Genomic DNA, 19,558 nt, shown 5'->3' on the forward strand with positions numbered 1-19,558 from the left:
ATGTCCGCCGTCATGCCGACAGAACCTGCTGCGTCGAGTGCCGCGATGCGCAGGACCAAGTCCATCTCCGAGCGGCTGCACTATCTGTGGTACCTCAGCCGCCGCAGCCCGCTGACCCTCGTTGGCGCTGCCATCATCCTGCTCGTTCTCATCATGATCATCGCCGCACCGGTGGTCGCACCGTACAATCCCGACAAGGTTTCCCTGACGGCGCGCCTGTTGCCGCCAAGTGCCGCGCATTGGTTCGGCACGGACGAGGTTGGCCGCGACCTGTTCTCACGCGTGATCTATGGGGCGAGGGCGTCCTGCGGCGCCGCCTTCATGATCGTCCTGATTTCGATGTCGGTCGGGGTGCTGATCGGTTGTTTTTCCGGCGTGGTCGGCGGACCGGTCGACACCGCCATCATGCGGCTCATGGACGTCGTTCTTGCTCTGCCGGCGCTGGTGCTGGCCATGGCGCTGGCGGCAGCCCTTGGCCCGAGCCTGTTCAACTCCATGCTGGCCGTGGCGATCGTGCGTATTCCCGCCTATGTGCGTTTGGCCCGCGGTCAAACGCTTTCCTTGCGCGAGCAGGTCTTCGTGAAGGCGTCGCGCACCTTCGGCGCTTCGCCGTTCTACATCCTTCGCTGGCATATCCTGCCAAACGCGATGTCGCCGATCATCGTGCAGGCGACGCTCGATCTTGGCGGCGTCGTGCTGATCGCAGCCGCGCTTAGTTTCATCGGCCTCGGTGCCCAGCCGCCGACCTCCGAATGGGGCGCCCTGGTCAGCAGCGGCCGCAGCTACATGCTCGATCAGTGGTGGTACGCGACCTTCCCGGGTCTCGCCATTCTGGTCACGGCGATGGGGTGCAATCTGGTTGGCGACGGCATTCGCGATATGCTCGACCCGCGCTTGAGGGGCAGATGATGACAGGCACGGCAGAACGACGCGGCCAGGCGCTGGCCATTCACAACCTGTCTCTGGAGTTTCCCACCTTCAGCGGCGCGATCAAGGCGCTCGACAATGTGTCGATCAATGTCGGAAAGGCTGAGATCGTCGGGATCGTCGGCGAGTCAGGCTGCGGCAAATCGGTGACGACCATGGCCGCGACTGGGCTGCTGCCCAGGGGGCGCTACAGGATCACCGGCGGCTCGGTCAGGCTCTTTGGCCATAGCACCCTCGCCATGGACGACAGTCAGTTGCAGGATGTGCGCGGCAAGGTGTTCTCGACCATCTTTCAAGAGCCGATGAACGCGCTGAACCCGACGATCCGCATCGGCAAGCAGCTGACTGACGTCATCATGCGTCACGAGGAGACAAGCTTGCCGGATGCCAGGCGCATTGCGCGGGATATTCTCGCCGACATGCTGATCGGCGAGCCAGAGCGGGTCATGAAGCTCTACCCGTTCGAACTCTCCGGCGGCATGCGGCAGCGCGTGCTGATCGCCATGGCGTTCTCATGCAATCCCGGCCTCATCATCGCCGACGAGCCGACGACCGCGCTCGATGTCACCGTGCAGGCGGTGATCCTGAGGCTGATCCAGAACCGCGCGCGCCGCACCGGCACATCGGTCATCTTCATCTCGCACAACGTCGCCGTCGTGTCGCAGCTCTGCGACCGGCTCTACGTGATGTATGCCGGACGGATCGTTGAGCATGGTGCGACCCGCACCGTGCTCGAGGCGCCGCAGCACCCCTATACCCAGGCGCTATTGCGCTGTCTGCCGGATCGGGTGGCGCCAAAACAGGCGCTCGAAGCGATCCCAGGCGCGGTGCCTAATCTCCTGCATCCACCGGCGGGCTGCTATTTCCAGCCGCGATGCAAGGAAGCGGTTGATCTCTGTCGATCCCAGTCTCCGCAATTGGCTGGGGCCGATCGCCAACAGGTGGCGTGCTGGCGGCGCGGTGACGCGCGAGAACTGTCAGAGCAAGGGAGCCGGAAATGACCGCAGGCGTTGAAACGATGGCGCGGCCGGTTCTGGAGGTTTCCGATCTCCATGTCCGCTTCCCGGCGTCCCGCAACTGGCTCGGGCGCCCCACCTCGCATGTGCACGCCGTCAACGGCGTCACCCTTAGAGTTCGTGCCGGCAGAAGCCTCGGCATTGTCGGCGAATCCGGTTGCGGCAAGAGTACGCTCGCCCAGGCGATCATCGGACTTGCGCCTTACGAGCAGGGTAGGGTGGCGATTGACGGTCAGGATTTTCAGGCAGCGCAGGGCAGAGAGAAGCGCCAGCTGCGGCAGAAGATGCAGATCGTTTTCCAGGATCCGCAATCCTCGCTCGATCGGCGCCTGCCGGTCTGGCGGCTCATCAGCGAGCCGCTGCATATTCGCGGCGGGCATAGCAACGCCGAGCTGCATGCGAAGGCGGAACAACTGGCGACCGCTGTCGGTCTTAGGCCGGAACATCTCGATCGTCTGCCACACGAGTTTTCAGGCGGACAGCGCCAGCGCATTGCCATCGCCCGCGCCATCAGCACGGACCCCGACCTCATGGTGTTGGACGAACCGACATCGGCGCTCGACGTGTCGGTCCAGGCGCAGATCATCAACCTGCTTCTGAAACTGCAGCGGGAGCGGGGGCTCGCCTACCTCATGATCTCGCACGATGTCGCACTGGTGCGCCACTTCTGCGACGATGTCGCGGTGATGTATCTCGGCCAGATAGTTGAATCAGGCCCGGCCGACGTGGTGCTGGGCGATCCTCGGCACCCATACACGCAGACGCTTCTGGCCGCGGCTCCGAGTTTCGCAAGTCCCTTGCCGACCATTGCGGAGGTGCGGACCGCCGAGCTTCCAAACAACCGAAAACTGCCAACCGGTTGCTTCTACAAGGAACGCTGCGGCAAGGCTGCAGCCGGCTGCGAGGCACCGCAGGTTCTCCAGCACCTAGGCGAGGGCGCACGCTGTGCAAGGTGTCATCTGGCGCAGGGGTGAGGCGCAGACGAGCGTTATAGACACACTCCGCCGACCGTCGGCACGGCTGGCGGGGTGGCCGCTCCATATCATTTGATGCGCTGTTCCGATATTTTAAGAAAGATAATTTTCGTATCGGAAAAATAATTTGATTGATGTTTCCGACTGTGCATATTTGGAGCGGATCGCACCACTGCACTCGAACGAAGCGCGACCTACGCCGCCGGAGACTACATTGACCTGACCGATGCCGATCGGTGCCCCTGTCAGCTGCCGCTTCCGTATCTTTCCCCATGTCGGCGGACGCCGTCGCGCGTGCGGCAGTCCACGCGGCTACGAGCCGAAATGAATTTGATCTGATGAAAGAGGCCTAAGATGAAGAAGGAAGTCGAATGGGCGCGCATGACCGCACCCAGCCTGCGTGAACTCGCCGGAGAGCCGGGCGCGCTTGCCGTCCTGCCGATCGGTTCGCTGGAACAGCATGGGCCGCACCTGCCGGTCATTACCGACACAGCCAGCGCATCGGCCGCGGCAATCCGTGCCGCCCGTCTCGTGGCCGACGACATCCCGGTCGCCGTTCTTCCCGGCCTGTGGCTCGGCATGAGCGAACACCACCTGCCTTTCGGCGGCACCATCACGCTGGACTACGATACGCTGAGCCGCGTCATTCGCTGCATCGTCCGATCGCTGAAGACGCTCGGTTTCTCGCGGCTGTTCATCGTCAACGGTCACGGCGGCAACATGGACCCGCTCGCGGTTGCCGTGCGCGAACTGGCGGTCGAGTTCGCCATGCCGATCGTCGCCACAACGCCGTGGATGCTGGCGCCAGAGGAGGCCAGCAAGATCTTCGAGGTCGACACCGGTGCGCACCATGCCTGTGAGGGCGAAGCGTCGGTCATGCTGGCGATCGTTCCGGATGCGGTAAAGACCGAGATGTTCGGCCAGGCCTTCGGCAACCAGCAGCATCCCGTTGACGTACCTGCGGACGTGTCGCGCTTCTATTCCTTCGCCGAGCGGGCGCCGGTCACCGGCACCTGGGGCGATCCTCGCAGCGCAACCGCCGAAAAGGGCGAGCGCTTCCTCGACCTGCAGGCGAACGAGTTGGTGAAGCTGATCCGCAACGACGTGCTTTGGACCGCGCCAGACCCGGTCTGGACGCCAGGCCGTGGCCTCGGCACGACGGCCGGCAAAGCCGATTGACCTCAGCCGGCGAGACATCCGCCGGGCATTTCGCATTCCATTCCCAAGGGAGGACACGCCAATGACTTTGAAATTCGCGCGGACGCGCAAAACCCTTGTTTCCCTGTTTGCAGCAACCATGCTTTCGGGCGTGGCGCTGACGCCTGCCATGGCGAAGACGCTCGTCTATTGCTCGGAGGGCGCGCCAGAGGGGTTCGACGCAGCGCTCTACTCGGCCAACAGCACGTGGGATGCTTCGGCCGAGACGATCTACGATCGCCTCACTGAATTCGAGCCCGGCACCACCAACGTCGCCCCGGGCCTCGCCGAAAGCTGGACCATTTCCGAGGACAATCTCGAATACACACTGAAACTGCGGGAAGGCGTGAAGTTCCAGACGACGGATGATTTCACCCCGACACGGGATTTCAACGCAGACGACGTGCTCTTCACCTACATTCGCCAGTTGGACAAGGACGACCCGTGGAACAGCTACTTTCCTGGTGCGAACTGGGAAATGTTCAACGCGATGGACATGCCAACGGTCATCAAGGACATCGTCAAGGTCGATGAAAAGACCGTCAAGTTCGTGCTGAAGCAACCGGATGCGTCGCTTCCGGCGAAGCTTGCCCTGAACTTCGGCTCGATCATGTCGAAAGAGTATGCCGACAAGCTGGCGGCTGAGGGACGGCGCGAGGACCTCGACCGCAAGCCTGTCGGCACCGGGCCGTTCCGGTTTGTCGACTACCAGCAAGATGCGGCGATCCGCTTTGCAGCCAATGCAGACTATTGGGCCGGCGCGCCGAAGATCGACAATCTCATCTTCGCGATCACCACCGACCCGACGACACGGATGCAGAAACTTCAGGCGGGCGAATGCCATATCGCGCCGTACCCGGCGCCGGCCGATGTTGCCGGGCTGAAGGCAAATCCGGACCTGACGGTATTGGAACAACCGGGTCTCAACGTCTCCTATCTCGCGATGAACACCTTGGTCGCGCCGTTCGACAAGCTGGAGGTGCGCCGCGCCATCAACATGGCGATCGACCGCAAGGCGATCGTTGATTCCGTCTATCAGGGCATGGGCCAGGTCGCCAAAAGCGTCCTGCCGCCGACGATGTGGGGCTATAACGGCAGCATCGAGGGCTACAGCTACGATCCGGAAGCGGCAAAGAAGCTTCTCGACGGAGCCGGCGTCAAAGATCTGAAGATGAAAATCTGGGCGATGCCCGTCAGCCGTCCATACATGCCGAATGCTCGTCGCGCGGCCGAGCTGATGCAGGCGGACCTTGCCAAGGTCGGCATCGGCGTCGAGATCGTTTCCTATGAATGGGGCGAGTACCTGAAGAAGGTGCGCGACGAAGCGCGCGATGGCGCCGTCATCCTGGGCGGCACGAGCGACAACGGCGATCCCGACAATCTGCTCAGCTACTTCTTCAGCTGCTCGGGCGTTGGCGGCAGCAACAATGCCAACTGGTGCGACAAGCCGCTCGACGAGATCTTCCAGAAGGCGCGTACCAGCTCGGATCAGAGCGAGCGGACGAAACTGTACGAAGAAGCGCAGGCCATGATCAGCGACCAGGCACCTTGGGTTCCGATTGCTCATTCCACCGTTGTGCTGCCGATGTCGAAAAAGGTGAAGAACTACGTGATGGAACCCTTGGGTTCGCATCGATTCGACAAGGTCGATATCGAGGAATAATCCCAACACGTTGGGTTTCTGCGCGCCTGTTTCGGCAGCCGCGCACCATTGATATAATTTGAAAAAAGTCTCCCAGTTAAGTTCCATTGATGTGTCATCTGCGACGGCTGGCAGGTGAGTCTCGTATCCCGCTTAATCAGGTTCGTGGTTTCGCACGACAAGCAGAAGGGTCGCACGGTGTATCGACCGGAACAGGATTTTCTTGCCATTGGCTGGGGAAGTCCGAAGGCGCACAGAACGGCTCCGTCGCTTGAGAGTTCGCACTTTGCTTGCACATGCAACACGTCAAGCAAACCGTCTTACAATCTCAAGCAGGCGGTCGCAGGATCTCGCAAGCTGCCGTGGCGGCGCCGTGGCAAGGCCTAGAAGCAAGCCGGATTTTGCAGAATCCGGCGACGCGTACCAGGCCGAAAGCGGTGCGGGCGACATGCCGAAAGCCAACGTTTCTCTGGCAATAGCGAGATCCGGCGCCCCGTCCGGCAAACGCAACAGCACGGCCAATCCGGCAACTGTCGCTTCCTCTGGCCGCAGGGATTTCAGCAAGGCGTCGCGTTGGGCGGAGTAGACCCGCTTCGTCCGCCGGAGATGCCGCAAATAATGCCCCTCGCGCATGAACTCAGTGGCTGCAAGCTGCACGGACGGCCCGGGGGGCGGTGCGAGACAGGCTGCGACTTCCGCAAAACGGGAGGCGAGCGCCGGCGGCGCGACGAGAAAGCCGAGCCTGAGGGCCGGGCTGATGGTCTTGCTGAAGGAGCCGATGTGAATGACGCGTCCACCGCCGTCGAGGGAGGCCAGCGCCGGTGCGGCGCGGCCGTCGAGCTGCAACTCGCTGAGATAGTCGTCCTCGATCACCCAGGCCTGCGCCCCGGCCGCCCAGTCGAGAAGACGCAGTCGGCGTGCCAGCGATAGGGTGGACCCGAGCGGCGCCTGTTGCCCCGGGGTCGCGACAACCAGCGCTGCATCCGGGGCACGGCGTATGCCATGCTCGACGTTGACGCCATCGGCATCGACGGGGACCGGCACAATCTCCAGTCGCGCAAGCTCCAGCCCGCGCCGGGTGAATGGGAACCCTGGCTCCTCCATCCAGACCTTTTGCCCTTCGAGACCGAGGACGCGGAGCGCCATTCCAAGCCCGCTGGCGTATCCCCCGGTGATGATGATTTCGGAGGGCGAGCACTCGATGCGACGTGCGACGGCAAGATAGGCGGCAATTTCCCGGCGCAGTTCCAGTTCGCCGCGTGGGTCGGGATAGATCGCCGGAGCGCTCGTCTCCACGCGTACGGCGTGCGCGCGGATCCTCGCGAAGAGCGTTGCGGGAAAGGTTTCCTGCGCCGGTACGCCCATCTGGAAGATCGCCGGGCCGGCTGTCATCTCCCGATAGCGCTCCATGAACGAGCCGGGATCCGGCGGCGGCTCGATCCGCGCAACCGCTGCAGGACGAGCGGCGACGCGGGTCCCGGTCGAGCGTGAGGCGACGATGAGCTGGGCCGCGGAAAGCTTGTCGTAGGCCGTACGCACAGTGCCGCGTGCAACACCAAGCTGAGCGGCGAGATCCAGCCAGGACGGCAGACGCGCGCCTGGGGCAAGCACCCCGCTTTCGATCGCGGCGCTGATGCCCTTTCGTATCTGCTCGGCCAGTGGCGTCCGCGCCGACCGATCGAGGTTCAGTTCCAGCAGCTGATCCATGCTTTCCTGGTACACGTTGTTTGTCGGTTCTTGGTGCTTTTTTTAGAACCAGGAAGTCGTCATTTCTAGGGGCAGGAAGAAACGTCATCAGGACCACACGGAAAGGAGATCCCTGGCATGACCTTACGATTCTTCATTGGCGCTGCTGCCGCCGCCCTTGCAATCGTCACCACGCTGCCGGCCGCTGCGCATGATCCCGGCGACGTTGTCACGCCGCACTTCGAAAAGGCGATACCCAATATTCCGGGCAAGACCTTGACCGCCCTGATCGTCGACTATCCCCCAGGCGGTGCCTCGGTTCCCCACACGCATGCAAAGTCGTCCTTCATCTTCGCCTACGTTCTCTCCGGAGAAATCGTCTCCAAGGTCAATGACGGCCCGACGCAGACCTACCGCGCCGGCGAGAGCTGGTACGAGCCGCCGGCGTCCACCCACCTCGTCAGCCGCAACGCGAGCCAGACGACGCCGGCAAAGCTGCTGGCGGTGTTCGTCGCCGACACGGATGAAAAAGAACTCACCACCCCGATCAAGTAGACCCGAACCCAAGGAGCAGAACAATGAGCAAGCGTCTCGACTACAACCAGATTGCACCGGCCGGCGCCAAGGCCCTTGGCGGTGTCTACGGCTACGTCCTGCAAAGTGGCCTGGCGCCAGTGCTGGTCGAACTGGTTTATCTTCGCATCTCACAGATCAACAATTGCGCCTATTGTCTCGACATGCACACCCGCGACCTCCTGAAAAAGGGCCAACAGATCGAAAAGATCGCATTGGTCCAGGCGTGGAGGGAAGCAGGCAACCTCTTCGACGCGCGTGAGCGGGCGGCCCTTGCCTGGGCCGAAACAGTCACACGCGTCGCCGAGACGGGTGTGCCGGACGAAGCCTACGAGGCTGCGTACGCCGAGTTCAACGAGCGTGAACTCACCGACCTCACGATCGCGATCGGCCTGATGAATGCCTACAACCGCATGGCGATCAGCTTCCGTAACACGCCACAGGCAGCACTTGAAAAGTAAAGGCGGGCGCACGCCCGAAACGCTCAAATTGAGGAGTTGGCTATGAAGATATTCATCGCGGGCGCCACAGGCGCCGTCGGCTCGCCGCTGGTGCGGGCGCTCTTGACCCTTGGCCATCAGGTGACCGGCATGACGCGCCCCGGCCCAGGCGTGGATCGTCTCCGCGAACTCGGGGCCGAGGCGTCGACCGCCGATGCCTTCGACCCCGAGGCGGTCCATGAGGCAATCGCGGCAGCAGCGCCGGACGTCGTGATCGATCAACTTACCTGGCTTCCGGCCAACCCCGCCGACATCATCAAGGCCATGCCGGACGATACGCGCCTTCATCGCGAGGGCGGCGCCAACCTGCTCGCTGCGGCGGAGAAGCTGGGCGTTCGCCGCTACATCATGCAGTCTCGTGGCTTCTACCTCGATGCCCCGGCAGGACAACTCGCCGACGAGACCGCGAGGCTCAGCTACGACGCGCCCGGGGAGATCGGCGAGAGCACGCGCACCATCGGCGCCTATGAGGACCGTGTGCTCGCCTCGCCGTCGCTCGATGGCGTCGTCCTGCGCTACGGCTTCTTCTATGGGCCCGGTACCTGGTACCGGCCGGACGGAGCGATTGCCGATCAGGTTCGCAATGGCGAGGCGGTGATTATCGGCGAAGGAAATGCCGTTTGGTCGTTCGTCCATATCGATGACGCGATCGCTGCGACCGTCGCCGCGCTTACGGCCGAACCGGGGGTCTACAATATCGTCGACGACGACCCGATGCCCGTCGCCAAATGGCTCCCGGCTTTCGCTCGATGGGTTGATGCATCGGAGCCGGGGCGGGTCAGTGTGGAGGACGCGCTGAAGTCGGCCGGCGAGGAAGCGGTCTACTACCACACCCGTCTGACCGGCGCCGCGAACACGCGAGCGAAGGAAAAACTCGGCTTCGCACCCCGGCCGCTGCTATGGAAGTGCGCGTGATTGCCGCCCGACGGGGCAACGGAAATAGTCGGACCCGCTAGAGGGATAATTGCCACGACATCCAACCGCCGCCAACAACACAGAGGCGCTTCGCACGGACGTCGATCGCAGCGCTGCGATCATCGATCGCATTCCTGCTCGCCGCTGGGGCACTCCCGAGGATATCGGCGAGGCTGCCGTTTTCCTGCTGACGCCGGCTTCACGCTACCTGCATGGTGCCGTCATCCCGGCTGATGGCGGCTGGTTGGCGCGATGAACGGAGATTCGTTGGCGGGCCGTTCAGTGACGCGAGCACGAAGCGCTTCGAAGTGACCGGCTGGCGTTGGTGCGGCAGATGATGGAGCGGAAGCTGTCCGCCCGACGCACCTCGTCGGAACTGCCGGAACTGAGTGAGTTGGTCATGGCCATGCCGCTGGTCTCGGCCGGTATGGTCCACCAAGGCGTTCGACGTTGGGCCGAAGCAGCCCGCCGGATCGTCGGCGAGCTTGGCTTGCGGGAAATGACGGGAGGGGGAGGTCTCGCGCGTGGGGCGTCCTATAAAGATAACGAGTACCGAACGCCTGCCGCGGTATGCTCGCGGATGGAGCGGGATGCGGCGCGAGTACCATCGGTGTTCCGCACCCCGCTTTACTGACCCCGGGGAGGGTTAGCGAACGTAGATCGTCAGCCCGCCGTCAGTCGCCTGTTCAGCGCCGCCAATGTTGTCCATCTCGACGTTCTGCGCCTTCAGCTTTTCAGCCAAGGACTTGTTCGCTTTGACCGCCTCGAGAAGCGCCGCACGTTGTTCCGGCGTGGCATGCTCGACCCACATGCGCGTTTGGTTCTGCTCCGCAAGTGTGCTTACATCGACGACATTGATCTTGTCGCCGCTGTAGCTACGCACAGTTTGCTCAATCTCTTTAGGCCAGTCCATTGCGGCACCTTGACCGTGCACGATTCCAACGAAGCTAAGGGCGGAGAGGCTGGCAATCATAGAAAAAGTCGCAATGCGGTTCATTGTCATGCTCCTTCCTAGGTTTTGCGCTTGTGACGGGGTGGCAACCAAGCGCGGCTGCTCAAGCAACTCGTCCCAACTGAGATTACGCGAAACTCCACTGAGCGATATTGTCCTTAGGGGAAGTCGTCTGAACTTGCCGGCCGCTGGTAGGATCGACGGCCGATACTCTGCAAGTTTCACTGACCGGCTAAGGTCGGTGCGTCTTAGGATCATCCAGGGCCTCCACCGTCTCCAACACCGGCCCGAGGACCCAGTTGTACATCTCAGCGATATTGTGCTCCTCATGCGGATCCGGTTCGATGTTGAACACCTTAGGATACCCTTTCATCGGTGCGGCGCCGCTTCCCGCTCCGCCCAGCAGAGTTGCGCCGGGAGGACCGTTGCGGCTGGGTGCCACTTTGACGAAATAGGCCCGGAATTGCTTCCTGCGGACGGCGATCAGATCAGAGCCGACCAATGTCAGCAAATGTTCGCGACGTCCGCGTCATTGTCGCCGAGCAGCAGGTTGCGCTGATCGATCCCGTCCGACGGCCGGTCGTCCGGCACGTTGCCGCCCGCGAGCTTCGCGAATGTCGGGAAGACGTCCATGATCGAGAACATCGCGTGGGAGAGTTGTGGCTTAATCCGTTGCGGCCGGCGGATCACGGCGGCCCATTGACGTAGAGAAAATACGTGTCTTTGGGCGCGCCCGGTGGACGCGGTAGCGAACGGGTCCCCGCAAGTTCGAGCGGCAAATCGGACAGGATGATGGCATGTGGCGAAAGGACCGCCGGGAGGCATCGGCTCAGCTTGGCGCTTGTCGCAATATTGTTCGCTTCGACATACGAACCCATATCCGCATGTGCCAGGATGACCTGTCCGCCAAAGCGGGTGGCTCCGGAAGCAAGCGTGTCCTCGATGTCGCCGAGCAGCAAATAATTCTGTGGCGGCGTGCAGTCGGCGAAACAGTCGATCTCGCGATCCAGCACATAGATCTCGCGCTCGGGGAGGTGGATGCGCAGGTGGTCGTAGGTGCGACCGTGACCCAGGCCCATCTCGAACACAATGCCCGGCCGGCCGGCTATTTCTCGGAAGGCCCATTCGAGGCAGATGCGCTGGGCCTCCAGGCGGAAGAGCAATTTTTCGAGCCGGGAGTCCTTGCGTCTCCCTTCATCACGCGATTCGTTCAATCTGGCGTCCGTCGGCATACTTATCGTCCCTGGCGCGGTGCTATCATTTCTCAGGTGGCGGCGGCCTCTTTTCCAATCCGATCCATTGGTAGCGGTGAGCGGCTGAACCGACCTATGGTCCTTAGTCGGCCCTCGACCTACATCGGCGTGACGCCGTCGGTGGCAATATGATCGCGTTCAAACCAAAAGGCCCGCCTTCACAACGTATTGACGTTCAGAACCTCGTCATGTTTGCGGCGGGCGGATTGGGTGACCGCGCGAGGCTCGCCTTGTATTCCTCTACCGTCTTCAACAACGGCCCGAGGACCCAGTTATACATCTCGCCGATATTGTGCTCCTCCTGCGGGTCGGCCTCGATATTGAACACCTTTGGGTAGCCATTCATCGGCGCAGCGCTTGATCCGACACCGCCCATCAAGATTGCACCGCCTGCGCCGCTGCGGCCAGGTGCTACGTCGGCAAAATAGGCCCGGAACTGTTTCCAGCGGACGGCGACCAGGTCGGAGCCGACGAAGGTCAGCAAATGCTGGCGATGTCCGCTGTCATTGTCGCCGAGCAGCAGGTCGCTCTGGTCGATCCCATCGAACGGCCGGTCGTCCGGCACCTTGCCGCCCGCAAGCTTCGCGAATGTCGGGAAGAAATCCATGATCGAGAACATCGCATAGGAGGATCGCGGCTTGATCCGTTGCGGCCAGCGGATCACCGCGGCGGTGCGGATCGCGCCCTCGCTGACGTCGCCCAGCGCGCCACGATAGGGTCCTGTCGTTCCCATATCCGGCATGTCGGTGCCGAACCGGCTCGCACCGGGGCCGTCTGGTCCATTGTCGGAGGCGAAGACCACGATGGTGTCTTCCTCAATGCCAAGATCCTTCAATGCGTCGAGGATCGTGCCGACGATCGCGTCGCCCTCCATCAGGGAGTCGCCGAACTGGCCGATGCGGGAAGCTCCTTCGAAGCGCTTCGAGGGGAGGTTCGGAAAGTGCGTCCGGGAAATCGGCAGGTACAAGAAGAACGGCTTGCCGGCCGCCTTTTGGCGCCTCATGAAATCGACGCCGCGGTCCACCAGTTCCCAGTCGATCCCGCGACGCACTTCCTCGGTATAGGGCTTCACCAGCTTCACCGGCTCTCCCCGTTTGGCCTCGACGATGTGCGGCCCCTTGTCGAGCGGGACGTCGATGGACTTGGTCTGATGGCCCTGGCGGATCATCCCGAACGCGTCCCAGGTGTCACCAGGAGGGATTCCGTAAAACTCGTCGAAGCCCTGGTTCTGCGGCTGGCTATAGACCTGGGCGCCAAGATGCCACTTGCCGAAGATCGCCGTGGCGTAGCCGGCGTCGTGCAGCATTTCCGCCATGGTGATTTCCTTGTCCGGCAGCGAGAAAGGCGTGCCTGCGACCGCGACCAGCGATAGCCCGGAGCGGATGGAATAGCGACCTGTCATCAAAGCGGCGCGCGACGGCGTGCAGGATGGCTCGACCAGGAACTGCGTCAGCCGCAGGCCCTCTGCGGCGAGCTGGTCGATGCGCGGCGTCGGCGACCCGCGCAGCTCCCCGCCGCCGTAGACGCCGATGTCGCCGTAGCCGATGTTGTCGGCGAGAACGAAGAGGATGTTTGGCGTCGATTGCTGCGCAGATGCTGTTCCGACAGGCAACGCATTGGCAACGAGACAGGAGCCGATCGCCAATACAAAGCACATTCCCCGCCACGGTCCGAGCCACTTCATGTTTCGTCTCCCCTTTAGAAACCGCCGTCCGCGAGTGCTGCTTCGGAGCGGCTTCCGCTGGCTCGTCATTCAATCGTCGGGCGAAACCGTCATCGCCCTTTCGATGGCGTCGATCAGGGATTCGGCCGGGAACGGCTTGTGCAGATAGGCGACGCAGCCCGCTTTGACCGCCTCCTGTTCGAGCGCCTGATCGTCGACGGCGGTGATGAAGATGACCTTTATCTTCGAGCCGCCGTCCTTCAGCCGGTGCCAGAGTTCGATGCCGGATATGCCGCCGAGATGGACATCGAGCACGATGCAGCCGATCTCGCTCGACGTGGCGCGGCTCAGAAAGGCCTCGGCCGAGGCATATCCTTCCGTCGCGAAACCATGCGCGTTCAACAGCCGCGCGACGCTCTTGCGCATGCTCGGATCGTCTTCCACGACGGCCACTTTGCGTGGTTGGCTTTCCAAGGGATGCCTTTCTGAGGCCCATGCGGAAAGGCATGTCCAGCCCCGATCATGACGATCGTATGACCAACGTCGAAGGCTGGATATTGTCCTATGGGGAAGCGCGGCGAACAGCACCGTGCGCATCATCAGACGGTTTTGCTGTCAGGTCGAGAAGTCCCAGTCTCTCTGCGATCGACACGGCCTCGGCCAGCGAATGCACGCCAAGCTTTTCCATGACGTTGTGCCGGTGCGCCTTGACGGTTCGTTCGGAGGTGCCGAGTTCGTAAGCGATCTGCTTATTGAGCTTGCCGCGGACGATCAGGCCGAAAACGTCGAACTCGCGTGGCGTCAGGGCGTCCAGACGCGCCTGGAGTGTATGGACGCGATCGTGTTCGGCGCGCCGTATCTCTGAGCGAAGCAGCGCCCGCTCGACGGCCCCCAGCAACGCCTCCCTCGAGGCCGGTTTCTCCAGGAAATCTTCGGCGCCGGCCTTCATCGCCCGGACGCTCGCCTTGATGTCGCCTCGCCCCGTCAGAAACACGATCGGCAGCAGTGGTGCTTTCTCGGTGAGCCGGTCCTGCAACTCGAGCCCGCTCAGACCTGGCATCTGCAGGTCGAGGAGGATGCATCCGGGGTCGGAGCCCGACAGGTTGGCCAAAAGCTCTTCGCCCGAGCCGTAGGTGACGACGCGATAGCCGGATGCCTCCATCAACCGTGCCAGCGCGGTGCGATAGGAGTTGTCGTCGTCGACGATATGAATGATGGGTTCCAATTGGGTCATCCGTGCTGAGCAAGCGGCAGGACGAAACGAAACACGGCGCCGCCTTCGGCACGATTGTCCGCCCATATCTTGCCGCCATAGGTTTCGATAATCGCGCGGGCGATCGAGAGACCCAGCCCGGTGCCTGTCGGCTTGGTCGTGTAGAACGCATGGAAAACATGGTCGAGCTGGTCGCTCGGGATGCCGCGGCCGGTATCGGAGATCGACAGCTCGACCTCGGAATTCTCGATCAGCGCCGTCCGAAAGACCAGCTTCCGCTCGGTCGTCGCCGCATCGACCATGGCGTCCATCGCATTGGTGGCGAGGTTGAGAATGACTTGCTGGAGATGTACCTTGTCGGCCCGCACCGGCAGCGCCCGGGTCGGGTCGCTGGAGCTGACGACGATGCTTTTTTGTCCCGCCTCGGCGTGGAGGATATGGATCGCGCTGTTGACCACCTCATTCAGGTCGAATTCCTGCCAGTCGATCTCGCTTCGCTTCTTCAGCAGTCCCCGCAGTCGAACAATGATATCGCTGGCGCGCTGGTCGTCCTCGCGGATGTCGATGAGAATCTGCCGGATGAGGTCGAGATCCGGCTGCTCTTTCCGAAGCAGGATTTCGAGGGCATCGACATTGCTGCGGATCGCTCCGAGCGGCTGGTTCAGTTCATGGGCGATCGATGCCGACAGGGCTCCCGCCGTTGCCGACTGGTTGAGATGCACGAGTTCGAGCAGACGAAGCCGCGCTTCCTGCTCCGCGGCCAGCCGGCGCTGCCGCTCGACCAGAAGCACCGTGATGATCGCCCCCTGAAGCGCAAGCGCTGCAACGATGCCGATGATCGCCGCCCAGTATTCCTCCCAGAGGCTCTTCTCCTTGAAGCTCAGGACGGTTCCGGCAGGAAGCCCGCTCTCCGGCAAGCCCCAGCGCGTCAACTCTCTCGCATCGGCGACAAAGGTTTTCGGCACGTTGACGCTGGCGATCGGTTTTCCCGCGATCGCGTCGAGGGCGAGTTCGGCGACCGCCGTTCCGACCGACTCGAAGGTGACGGAATTACCGCCGACGGCGCCATGGCCGATATACGTGGAATAGGGACCGTAGACGGGAGCGCTCGCCTTGGCGGCAATCCGTTCGAGCGCGTTGCGCGGAATGAAGTTCCTGCCGCTGCGATCGGTAAAGACGGTCAGAACCAGAATGATGCTCCCTTTCGGCACACGCGAGGCGCGGTCTGCGAATTCATCGATGGTCAAATCCTCGACGTAGGTCGTTTTAAGACCGCTTGCGGGGCCGGGGAGATCCGAGCGCGCCGTCGCAAGCCAGGAGCGGTCGAAATCCGAGGACCCGCCGATGATGACGAGATCGCGGGCTTCCGGCTGGAGACCGCGCGCCATGAGAAGGGTTTTTGCGATGTCATACTCGCTGAAAGCCCCGACGACGTCGCTCGGCAGACTCAACTTCACGGCGTCCGCGCTGCTGAAGCCGCAGAACACGATCTTCGCATCCGGGGCGATCGCATGCCGGTACTTGACGATGAAGCCCGTTGCCTCCTCACCAAGCGCAATCACTACATCCGGACGTCGGTCGGCGTATTTCTCACTGAGATATCGCGCCATCCGGTCGATGTGAACCTTCTCGGGGAATCTGGAAAGATCGAGAAATTCCGAGAACAGATCGACCTTGCCCATTGTCGCCTGCTGCAGTCGATGTCTCAGGGTCTCGCCAGCAATGGTCGTTGCCGGGATTTTCTCGTCATAGGGATAGAGGATGAGGATGCGTGGCACCTGGTCCACGATCTCCGCCGACAAGGGCTCGGCCATCACAACGATCAAGAGCAACAGAAGGCAACGAAATGCGGATGCGATCCGGGTGAACGGGCTCGATGGTTTCGTCGATGCACGAGCCATATTGAACGTCCTTTGCGCCATTCTCCGTCAATGCGTTCGGAGGTGACGATGCGGCCGGGGCGATTGCCCGTCGGCGTTCAACTATTTCAAAAATTAGTCCGGCCCCCGCGCCGAAACCTTCCTGCCCTGCGTACGGCTTCCACACCCAATGCGATTGCTGACCGATCCATACCGCGCCAACTCGTGCGCGCTGCCCCAAAGGACAATACCGCCGAGGCGCGTTCCTGACTAGGCTGCGATGCGATGAATAGCTTTCGCGTAAGTAGCAATTGCGTGAACTCGGCGTAGTTCCAGTTTCGACGACAACAGACGCGCGGCGTGCTTCGGTGCATCCATCAATGCAAGGTCTGCATGTGGTCAGGCCACCGTCAGCTATCTTCGGCTGGCAGAGTGCGTCATCACACGTTCGTCGGGGGGACCGGCAATGAGTCGCACAACCATAAATTATGGTCTTGGTGCGTTGAGGAGAAGTGTCGGACACACACGCTGAGAAGTCCCTTCGAGGAAACTGCTCCGCCGTGTCGACGATAACAATCGACCCGCCTGCGATAACTGGAAGATGCGGCATGAGGCGTTGCCATATGGGGCGCAGGCTGCCGGCCCATTTCGGGCAGCCAGGGAGGGAATCGAGACCATGAGCAAGATGAAAAACATCTGGTTTGGTCTGCTGGCTTCCACTTTTGTTGCGTCAGCAGCAATCATGCCGGCAGCCGCGCAAGATCAGCAAAAACCCAACATTGTCGTCATCATGGGCGATGATGTTGGCTGGTTCAACATTGGCGCCTATCACCGGGGCATCATGTCCGGGAAGACGCCGAACCTCGACAAGCTTGCCTCCGAGGGCATGCTATTTACCGACTACTACGCGGAAGCGAGCTGCACTGCGGGCCGAGCAAGCTTCATCACAGGTGAAATCCCGTTGCGCACCGGCTTGACGACGGTCGGACAAGCGGGGGCAGACGTCGGCATGCCGGACAAGGCCGCAACCATTGCCGCCGCCCTCAAGACCGAGGGCTACGCCACCGGTCAATTCGGTAAGAACCATCTCGGCGATTTGAACAAGTTCCTGCCAACGCTGCATGGCTTCGATGAGTTCTTCGGGTACCTGTATCACCTCGATGCGATGTCAGACCCCTACTGGTATTCGTTCCCGAATGACCAATCGTACCGGGACAAAGTGGGGCCGCGCAATTTGGTCCACAGCTTTGCAACGGACACGGACGACACGACCGAGCAGCCGCGTTGGGGCAAGATCGGCAAGCAGCGGATCGTCGACGAGGGACCTCTGGCGCCATTCGCCGACATGACCAACGTGCCGAACATGCATGACATCACGCCCAAGGCAAAGTACGACATGGGGACGTTCGACGAAGTGCTGGTCAAGGCCTCGTGCGACTTCATGGACAAGGCCAAGACTGACGGCAAACCGTTCTTTGTCTGGCACAACACGACGCGCATGCACGTCTGGACGTTTCTGTCGCCAAAATACCAGGCGCTCATGAACAGCGACAGCAATTACGGCCTCGAAGAAGCCGGCATGGCGCAACTGGATGACAGCGTCGGCGCCATCATGAAGTGTGTGGAGGATGCGGGCGAGACCGACAACACCATCGTCATCTTTACAACTGACAATGGGGCGGAGGTGTTTACCTGGCCCGACGGTGGCATGACCCCGTTCAAGGGCACCAAGGGTACGGTGATGGAAGGCGGCTTTCGGGCACCGGCAATCATCCGCTGGCCGGGTAAAGTCAGGCCGGGCACTGTCGAGAACGGCATCTTCTCCGCTCTGGATTGGTTCCCCACGCTGGCGGCGGCAGCTGGCAACACCGAGATCACTGAGCAGTTGCTCAAGGGTGTGAAGCTGGGCGACAGGACCTACAAGAATCACCTTGATGGCTACAATCAGTTGGACCTGCTGGTGGGCAAATCCCCATCCGCACGGCATGAATTTTTCTACTTCGGCGGCCCTTCTCTGGGGGCGGTTCGCATCGACAACTTCAAGTTCCAGTTCTTCCAACAGCCGCAGGGCTGGCCCGGTGGGAAGGTCACAACGGACATGCCCACTATGGTGAATATCCGCCAGGACCCATTCGAGCGGACACCATCGATCGGCGGCCAAAGCCTCAATGACCTCGGCGGAGGCTATATGAATGACTTCTTCGCACGCGAGTTCTGGCGGTTCGTCAGCGTCCAGCAGGAGGTCGCAAAACTGGCGCTCACGGCGATTGACTATCCGCCGATGCAAGACCCGGCTTCGTTCAATCTTGATGCTGTCAAGAAGCAGATCGACGCCGCAATTAAGAACAAGCCAGGTAACTAGAAGGCCCGCTCAACACGACGGGCGGTTTTCCAGGGCCGCCCGTCTGGTTTCAAGGCACAGTCCTCCGCACGTCTCAAGGGACGATGCGGGAATCTGGACACCTAACCGATGGAGGGGTCGTTATGACTTTGGGACGTAACTTCCTCAGACTGGCCGGCGGAGTCGTGCTTGGCCTGGCAACGTTGTTTGTTGTTGCCTCGGCGCAGGCCCAGACCGCTCCGCTGCCGTCGTGGAATGACACCGTCCCGAAGGCGGCCATCGTCGCCTTCGTCGAGAAGGTGACCAAGGAAAACTCGCCCGACTTCGCTCCCGAACCGGAGCGCATCGCCGTTTTCGACAATGACGTCACGCTGTGGGTCGAGCATCCGATGTACACCCAACTCGCCTTCGCACTCGACCGCGTGAAGGCCGAGGCAGCTTCCCATCCCGAATGGACGGACACGCAGCCGTTCATGCGCTGCCCCAAAGGACAATATCGCTGAGGCGCAATCCTGACTAGGCTCCGATGCGATGGGTGGCGTTCGCATAGGTAGCGATTACGTGAACTGGGCATAATTCCAATTTCAACGGACAGCAGACGCGAATGCTCCGGCGTGCTTCCGGCGCATCCGTCAATGCAAGGTTTTACATGCGGTCGCCGAATTTCGATGGATTGTCGTCCATGCGTCCAGAGTGTCCTTTGTGCGCTCCCCCTTGAACGCGCGGCGCTCCAGCGCGAAGGCCACCGCAACGGATATCTTCCGAACGGGAGATGTGTATTCACCGGAGGAGCTGAAAATGATCCGCAAAAGCCTTAGTTACAGTCTCGGTGCGTTGACGACTGTGG

The 19,558-nt window shown here is 61.8% G+C and carries 18 protein-coding genes and 3 pseudogenes; 12 read left to right on the plus strand and 9 right to left on the minus strand.

Annotated elements, in window-relative coordinates:
- The 5 genes from ddpC (at position 1) to AC070A_RS33230 (ending at position 5,777) form a co-directional block, all read left to right on the plus strand.
- Positions 1-909 carry a D,D-dipeptide ABC transporter permease gene (ddpC, locus tag AC070A_RS33210; RefSeq protein ID WP_057249686.1) on the plus strand — a complete coding sequence of 303 codons (909 nt, stop codon included), beginning with the start codon at positions 1-3 and terminating at the stop codon, positions 907-909.
- Positions 909-1,928 carry an ABC transporter ATP-binding protein gene (locus AC070A_RS33215; protein ID WP_492384059.1) on the plus strand — a complete coding sequence of 340 codons (1,020 nt, stop codon included), beginning with the start codon at positions 909-911 and terminating at the stop codon, positions 1,926-1,928. The genes ddpC and AC070A_RS33215 overlap by 1 nt, the downstream gene beginning before the upstream one ends.
- On the plus strand, positions 1,925-2,917 hold the full coding sequence (locus tag AC070A_RS33220) for an oligopeptide/dipeptide ABC transporter ATP-binding protein (RefSeq protein ID WP_255571386.1): 993 nt from the start codon (positions 1,925-1,927) through the stop codon (positions 2,915-2,917). Before AC070A_RS33215 ends, AC070A_RS33220 begins: the two co-directional genes overlap by 4 nt.
- 354 nt (positions 2,918-3,271) lie before the next feature.
- Positions 3,272-4,096: a creatininase family protein gene (locus AC070A_RS33225; RefSeq protein ID WP_492384058.1), complete on the plus strand. Its 825-nt coding sequence runs from the start codon at positions 3,272-3,274 to the stop codon at positions 4,094-4,096.
- 61 nt (positions 4,097-4,157) lie between these two features.
- The gene (locus AC070A_RS33230) at positions 4,158-5,777 is read left to right on the plus strand and encodes an ABC transporter substrate-binding protein (RefSeq protein WP_113132772.1); all 1,620 of its coding nucleotides are present in this window, start codon (positions 4,158-4,160) and stop codon (positions 5,775-5,777) included.
- Between the two features lie 285 nt (positions 5,778-6,062).
- Here the strand turns inward: AC070A_RS33230 and pdxR are convergent, their stop codons facing one another.
- The gene (pdxR, locus tag AC070A_RS33235) at positions 6,063-7,463 is read right to left on the minus strand and encodes a MocR-like pyridoxine biosynthesis transcription factor PdxR (protein WP_492384057.1); all 1,401 of its coding nucleotides are present in this window, start codon (positions 7,461-7,463) and stop codon (positions 6,063-6,065) included.
- Positions 7,464-7,580: 117 nt separating this feature from the next.
- On the opposite strand from pdxR, the gene AC070A_RS33240 reads away from it, so the two are divergent.
- The 5 genes and pseudogenes from AC070A_RS33240 to AC070A_RS33260 all read left to right on the plus strand — a co-directional run.
- On the plus strand, positions 7,581-7,997 hold the full coding sequence (locus AC070A_RS33240) for a cupin domain-containing protein (protein WP_492384056.1): 417 nt from the start codon (positions 7,581-7,583) through the stop codon (positions 7,995-7,997).
- 23 nt (positions 7,998-8,020) lie between these two features.
- Positions 8,021-8,476 (plus strand): carboxymuconolactone decarboxylase family protein, encoded by a 456-nt coding sequence (locus AC070A_RS33245; protein ID WP_492384055.1) that lies wholly within the window; start codon positions 8,021-8,023, stop codon positions 8,474-8,476.
- 42 nt (positions 8,477-8,518) lie between these two features.
- Entirely contained in the window at positions 8,519-9,430 is a 912-nt protein-coding gene (locus tag AC070A_RS33250) for an NAD-dependent epimerase/dehydratase family protein (RefSeq protein ID WP_113132771.1), read from the plus strand.
- A gap of 73 nt (positions 9,431-9,503) precedes the next feature.
- A pseudogene (locus AC070A_RS33255) lies at positions 9,504-9,686 on the plus strand (SDR family oxidoreductase); the annotation flags it as partial.
- Positions 9,687-9,740: 54 nt separating this feature from the next.
- Positions 9,741-9,970 (plus strand): annotated as a pseudogene (locus tag AC070A_RS33260) (helix-turn-helix domain-containing protein); the annotation flags it as partial.
- Positions 9,971-10,076: 106 nt separating this feature from the next.
- Here AC070A_RS33260 and AC070A_RS33265 read toward each other — a convergent pair.
- The 8 genes from AC070A_RS33265 to AC070A_RS33300 all read right to left on the minus strand — a co-directional run bounded on the left by AC070A_RS33265 (position 10,077) and on the right by AC070A_RS33300 (position 16,412).
- The gene (locus AC070A_RS33265) at positions 10,077-10,427 is read right to left on the minus strand and encodes a hypothetical protein (RefSeq protein WP_058328599.1); all 351 of its coding nucleotides are present in this window, start codon (positions 10,425-10,427) and stop codon (positions 10,077-10,079) included.
- Positions 10,428-10,614: 187 nt separating this feature from the next.
- Positions 10,615-10,893, minus strand: coding sequence for a hypothetical protein (locus tag AC070A_RS33270; RefSeq protein ID WP_492384054.1), 279 nt, complete (start codon positions 10,891-10,893; stop codon positions 10,615-10,617).
- Positions 10,887-11,015 carry a hypothetical protein gene (locus AC070A_RS33275; RefSeq protein WP_255571387.1) on the minus strand — a complete coding sequence of 43 codons (129 nt, stop codon included), beginning with the start codon at positions 11,013-11,015 and terminating at the stop codon, positions 10,887-10,889. The genes AC070A_RS33270 and AC070A_RS33275 overlap by 7 nt, the downstream gene beginning before the upstream one ends.
- 53 nt (positions 11,016-11,068) lie before the next feature.
- Entirely contained in the window at positions 11,069-11,614 is a 546-nt protein-coding gene (locus AC070A_RS33280) for a class I SAM-dependent methyltransferase (RefSeq protein WP_492384053.1), read from the minus strand.
- A 196-nt stretch (positions 11,615-11,810) separates the two neighbouring features.
- A complete protein-coding gene (locus AC070A_RS33285) occupies positions 11,811-13,319 on the minus strand; it encodes an arylsulfatase (protein WP_492384052.1) in 1,509 nt (502 codons plus the stop codon).
- 69 nt (positions 13,320-13,388) lie between these two features.
- Entirely contained in the window at positions 13,389-13,772 is a 384-nt protein-coding gene (locus tag AC070A_RS33290; protein ID WP_492384051.1) for a response regulator transcription factor, read from the minus strand.
- A gap of 88 nt (positions 13,773-13,860) precedes the next feature.
- Positions 13,861-14,532, minus strand: coding sequence for a response regulator transcription factor (locus AC070A_RS33295; RefSeq protein ID WP_057252240.1), 672 nt, complete (start codon positions 14,530-14,532; stop codon positions 13,861-13,863).
- A complete protein-coding gene (locus AC070A_RS33300) occupies positions 14,529-16,412 on the minus strand; it encodes a sensor histidine kinase (protein WP_492384050.1) in 1,884 nt (627 codons plus the stop codon). The genes AC070A_RS33295 and AC070A_RS33300 overlap by 4 nt, the downstream gene beginning before the upstream one ends.
- Before the next feature lie 634 nt (positions 16,413-17,046).
- Here AC070A_RS33300 and AC070A_RS33305 point away from each other — a divergent pair.
- Both AC070A_RS33305 and AC070A_RS33310 read left to right on the plus strand, forming a co-directional pair.
- A complete protein-coding gene (locus AC070A_RS33305) occupies positions 17,047-18,732 on the plus strand; it encodes an arylsulfatase (RefSeq protein WP_057252242.1) in 1,686 nt (561 codons plus the stop codon).
- Between the two features lie 122 nt (positions 18,733-18,854).
- A pseudogene (locus AC070A_RS33310) lies at positions 18,855-19,211 on the plus strand (haloacid dehalogenase-like hydrolase); the annotation flags it as partial.
- Positions 19,212-19,558 lie beyond the last annotated feature (347 nt).

The organism is Ensifer sp. GW101-20A05 (assembly GCF_059424735.1).

What these genes read in the sequence shown, in the direction of transcription:
- ddpC (WP_057249686.1), top strand. Translation starts at nt 1, where the DNA reads ATGTCCGCCGTCATGCCGACAGAACCTGCTGCGTCGAGTGCCGCGATG.
- AC070A_RS33215 (WP_492384059.1), top strand. Translation starts at nt 909, where the DNA reads ATGACAGGCACGGCAGAACGACGCGGCCAGGCGCTGGCCATTCACAAC.
- AC070A_RS33220 (WP_255571386.1), top strand. Translation starts at nt 1,925, where the DNA reads ATGACCGCAGGCGTTGAAACGATGGCGCGGCCGGTTCTGGAGGTTTCC.
- AC070A_RS33225 (WP_492384058.1), top strand. Translation starts at nt 3,272, where the DNA reads ATGAAGAAGGAAGTCGAATGGGCGCGCATGACCGCACCCAGCCTGCGT.
- AC070A_RS33230 (WP_113132772.1), top strand. Translation starts at nt 4,158, where the DNA reads ATGACTTTGAAATTCGCGCGGACGCGCAAAACCCTTGTTTCCCTGTTT.
- pdxR (WP_492384057.1), bottom strand. Translation starts at nt 7,463, where the DNA reads ATGGATCAGCTGCTGGAACTGAACCTCGATCGGTCGGCGCGGACGCCA.
- AC070A_RS33240 (WP_492384056.1), top strand. Translation starts at nt 7,581, where the DNA reads ATGACCTTACGATTCTTCATTGGCGCTGCTGCCGCCGCCCTTGCAATC.
- AC070A_RS33245 (WP_492384055.1), top strand. Translation starts at nt 8,021, where the DNA reads ATGAGCAAGCGTCTCGACTACAACCAGATTGCACCGGCCGGCGCCAAG.
- AC070A_RS33250 (WP_113132771.1), top strand. Translation starts at nt 8,519, where the DNA reads ATGAAGATATTCATCGCGGGCGCCACAGGCGCCGTCGGCTCGCCGCTG.
- AC070A_RS33265 (WP_058328599.1), bottom strand. Translation starts at nt 10,427, where the DNA reads ATGAACCGCATTGCGACTTTTTCTATGATTGCCAGCCTCTCCGCCCTT.
- AC070A_RS33275 (WP_255571387.1), bottom strand. Translation starts at nt 11,015, where the DNA reads ATGGACGTCTTCCCGACATTCGCGAAGCTCGCGGGCGGCAACGTGCCG.
- AC070A_RS33280 (WP_492384053.1), bottom strand. Translation starts at nt 11,614, where the DNA reads ATGCCGACGGACGCCAGATTGAACGAATCGCGTGATGAAGGGAGACGC.
- AC070A_RS33285 (WP_492384052.1), bottom strand. Translation starts at nt 13,319, where the DNA reads ATGAAGTGGCTCGGACCGTGGCGGGGAATGTGCTTTGTATTGGCGATC.
- AC070A_RS33295 (WP_057252240.1), bottom strand. Translation starts at nt 14,532, where the DNA reads ATGACCCAATTGGAACCCATCATTCATATCGTCGACGACGACAACTCC.
- AC070A_RS33300 (WP_492384050.1), bottom strand. Translation starts at nt 16,412, where the DNA reads ATGGCTCGTGCATCGACGAAACCATCGAGCCCGTTCACCCGGATCGCA.
- AC070A_RS33305 (WP_057252242.1), top strand. Translation starts at nt 17,047, where the DNA reads ATGAGCAAGATGAAAAACATCTGGTTTGGTCTGCTGGCTTCCACTTTT.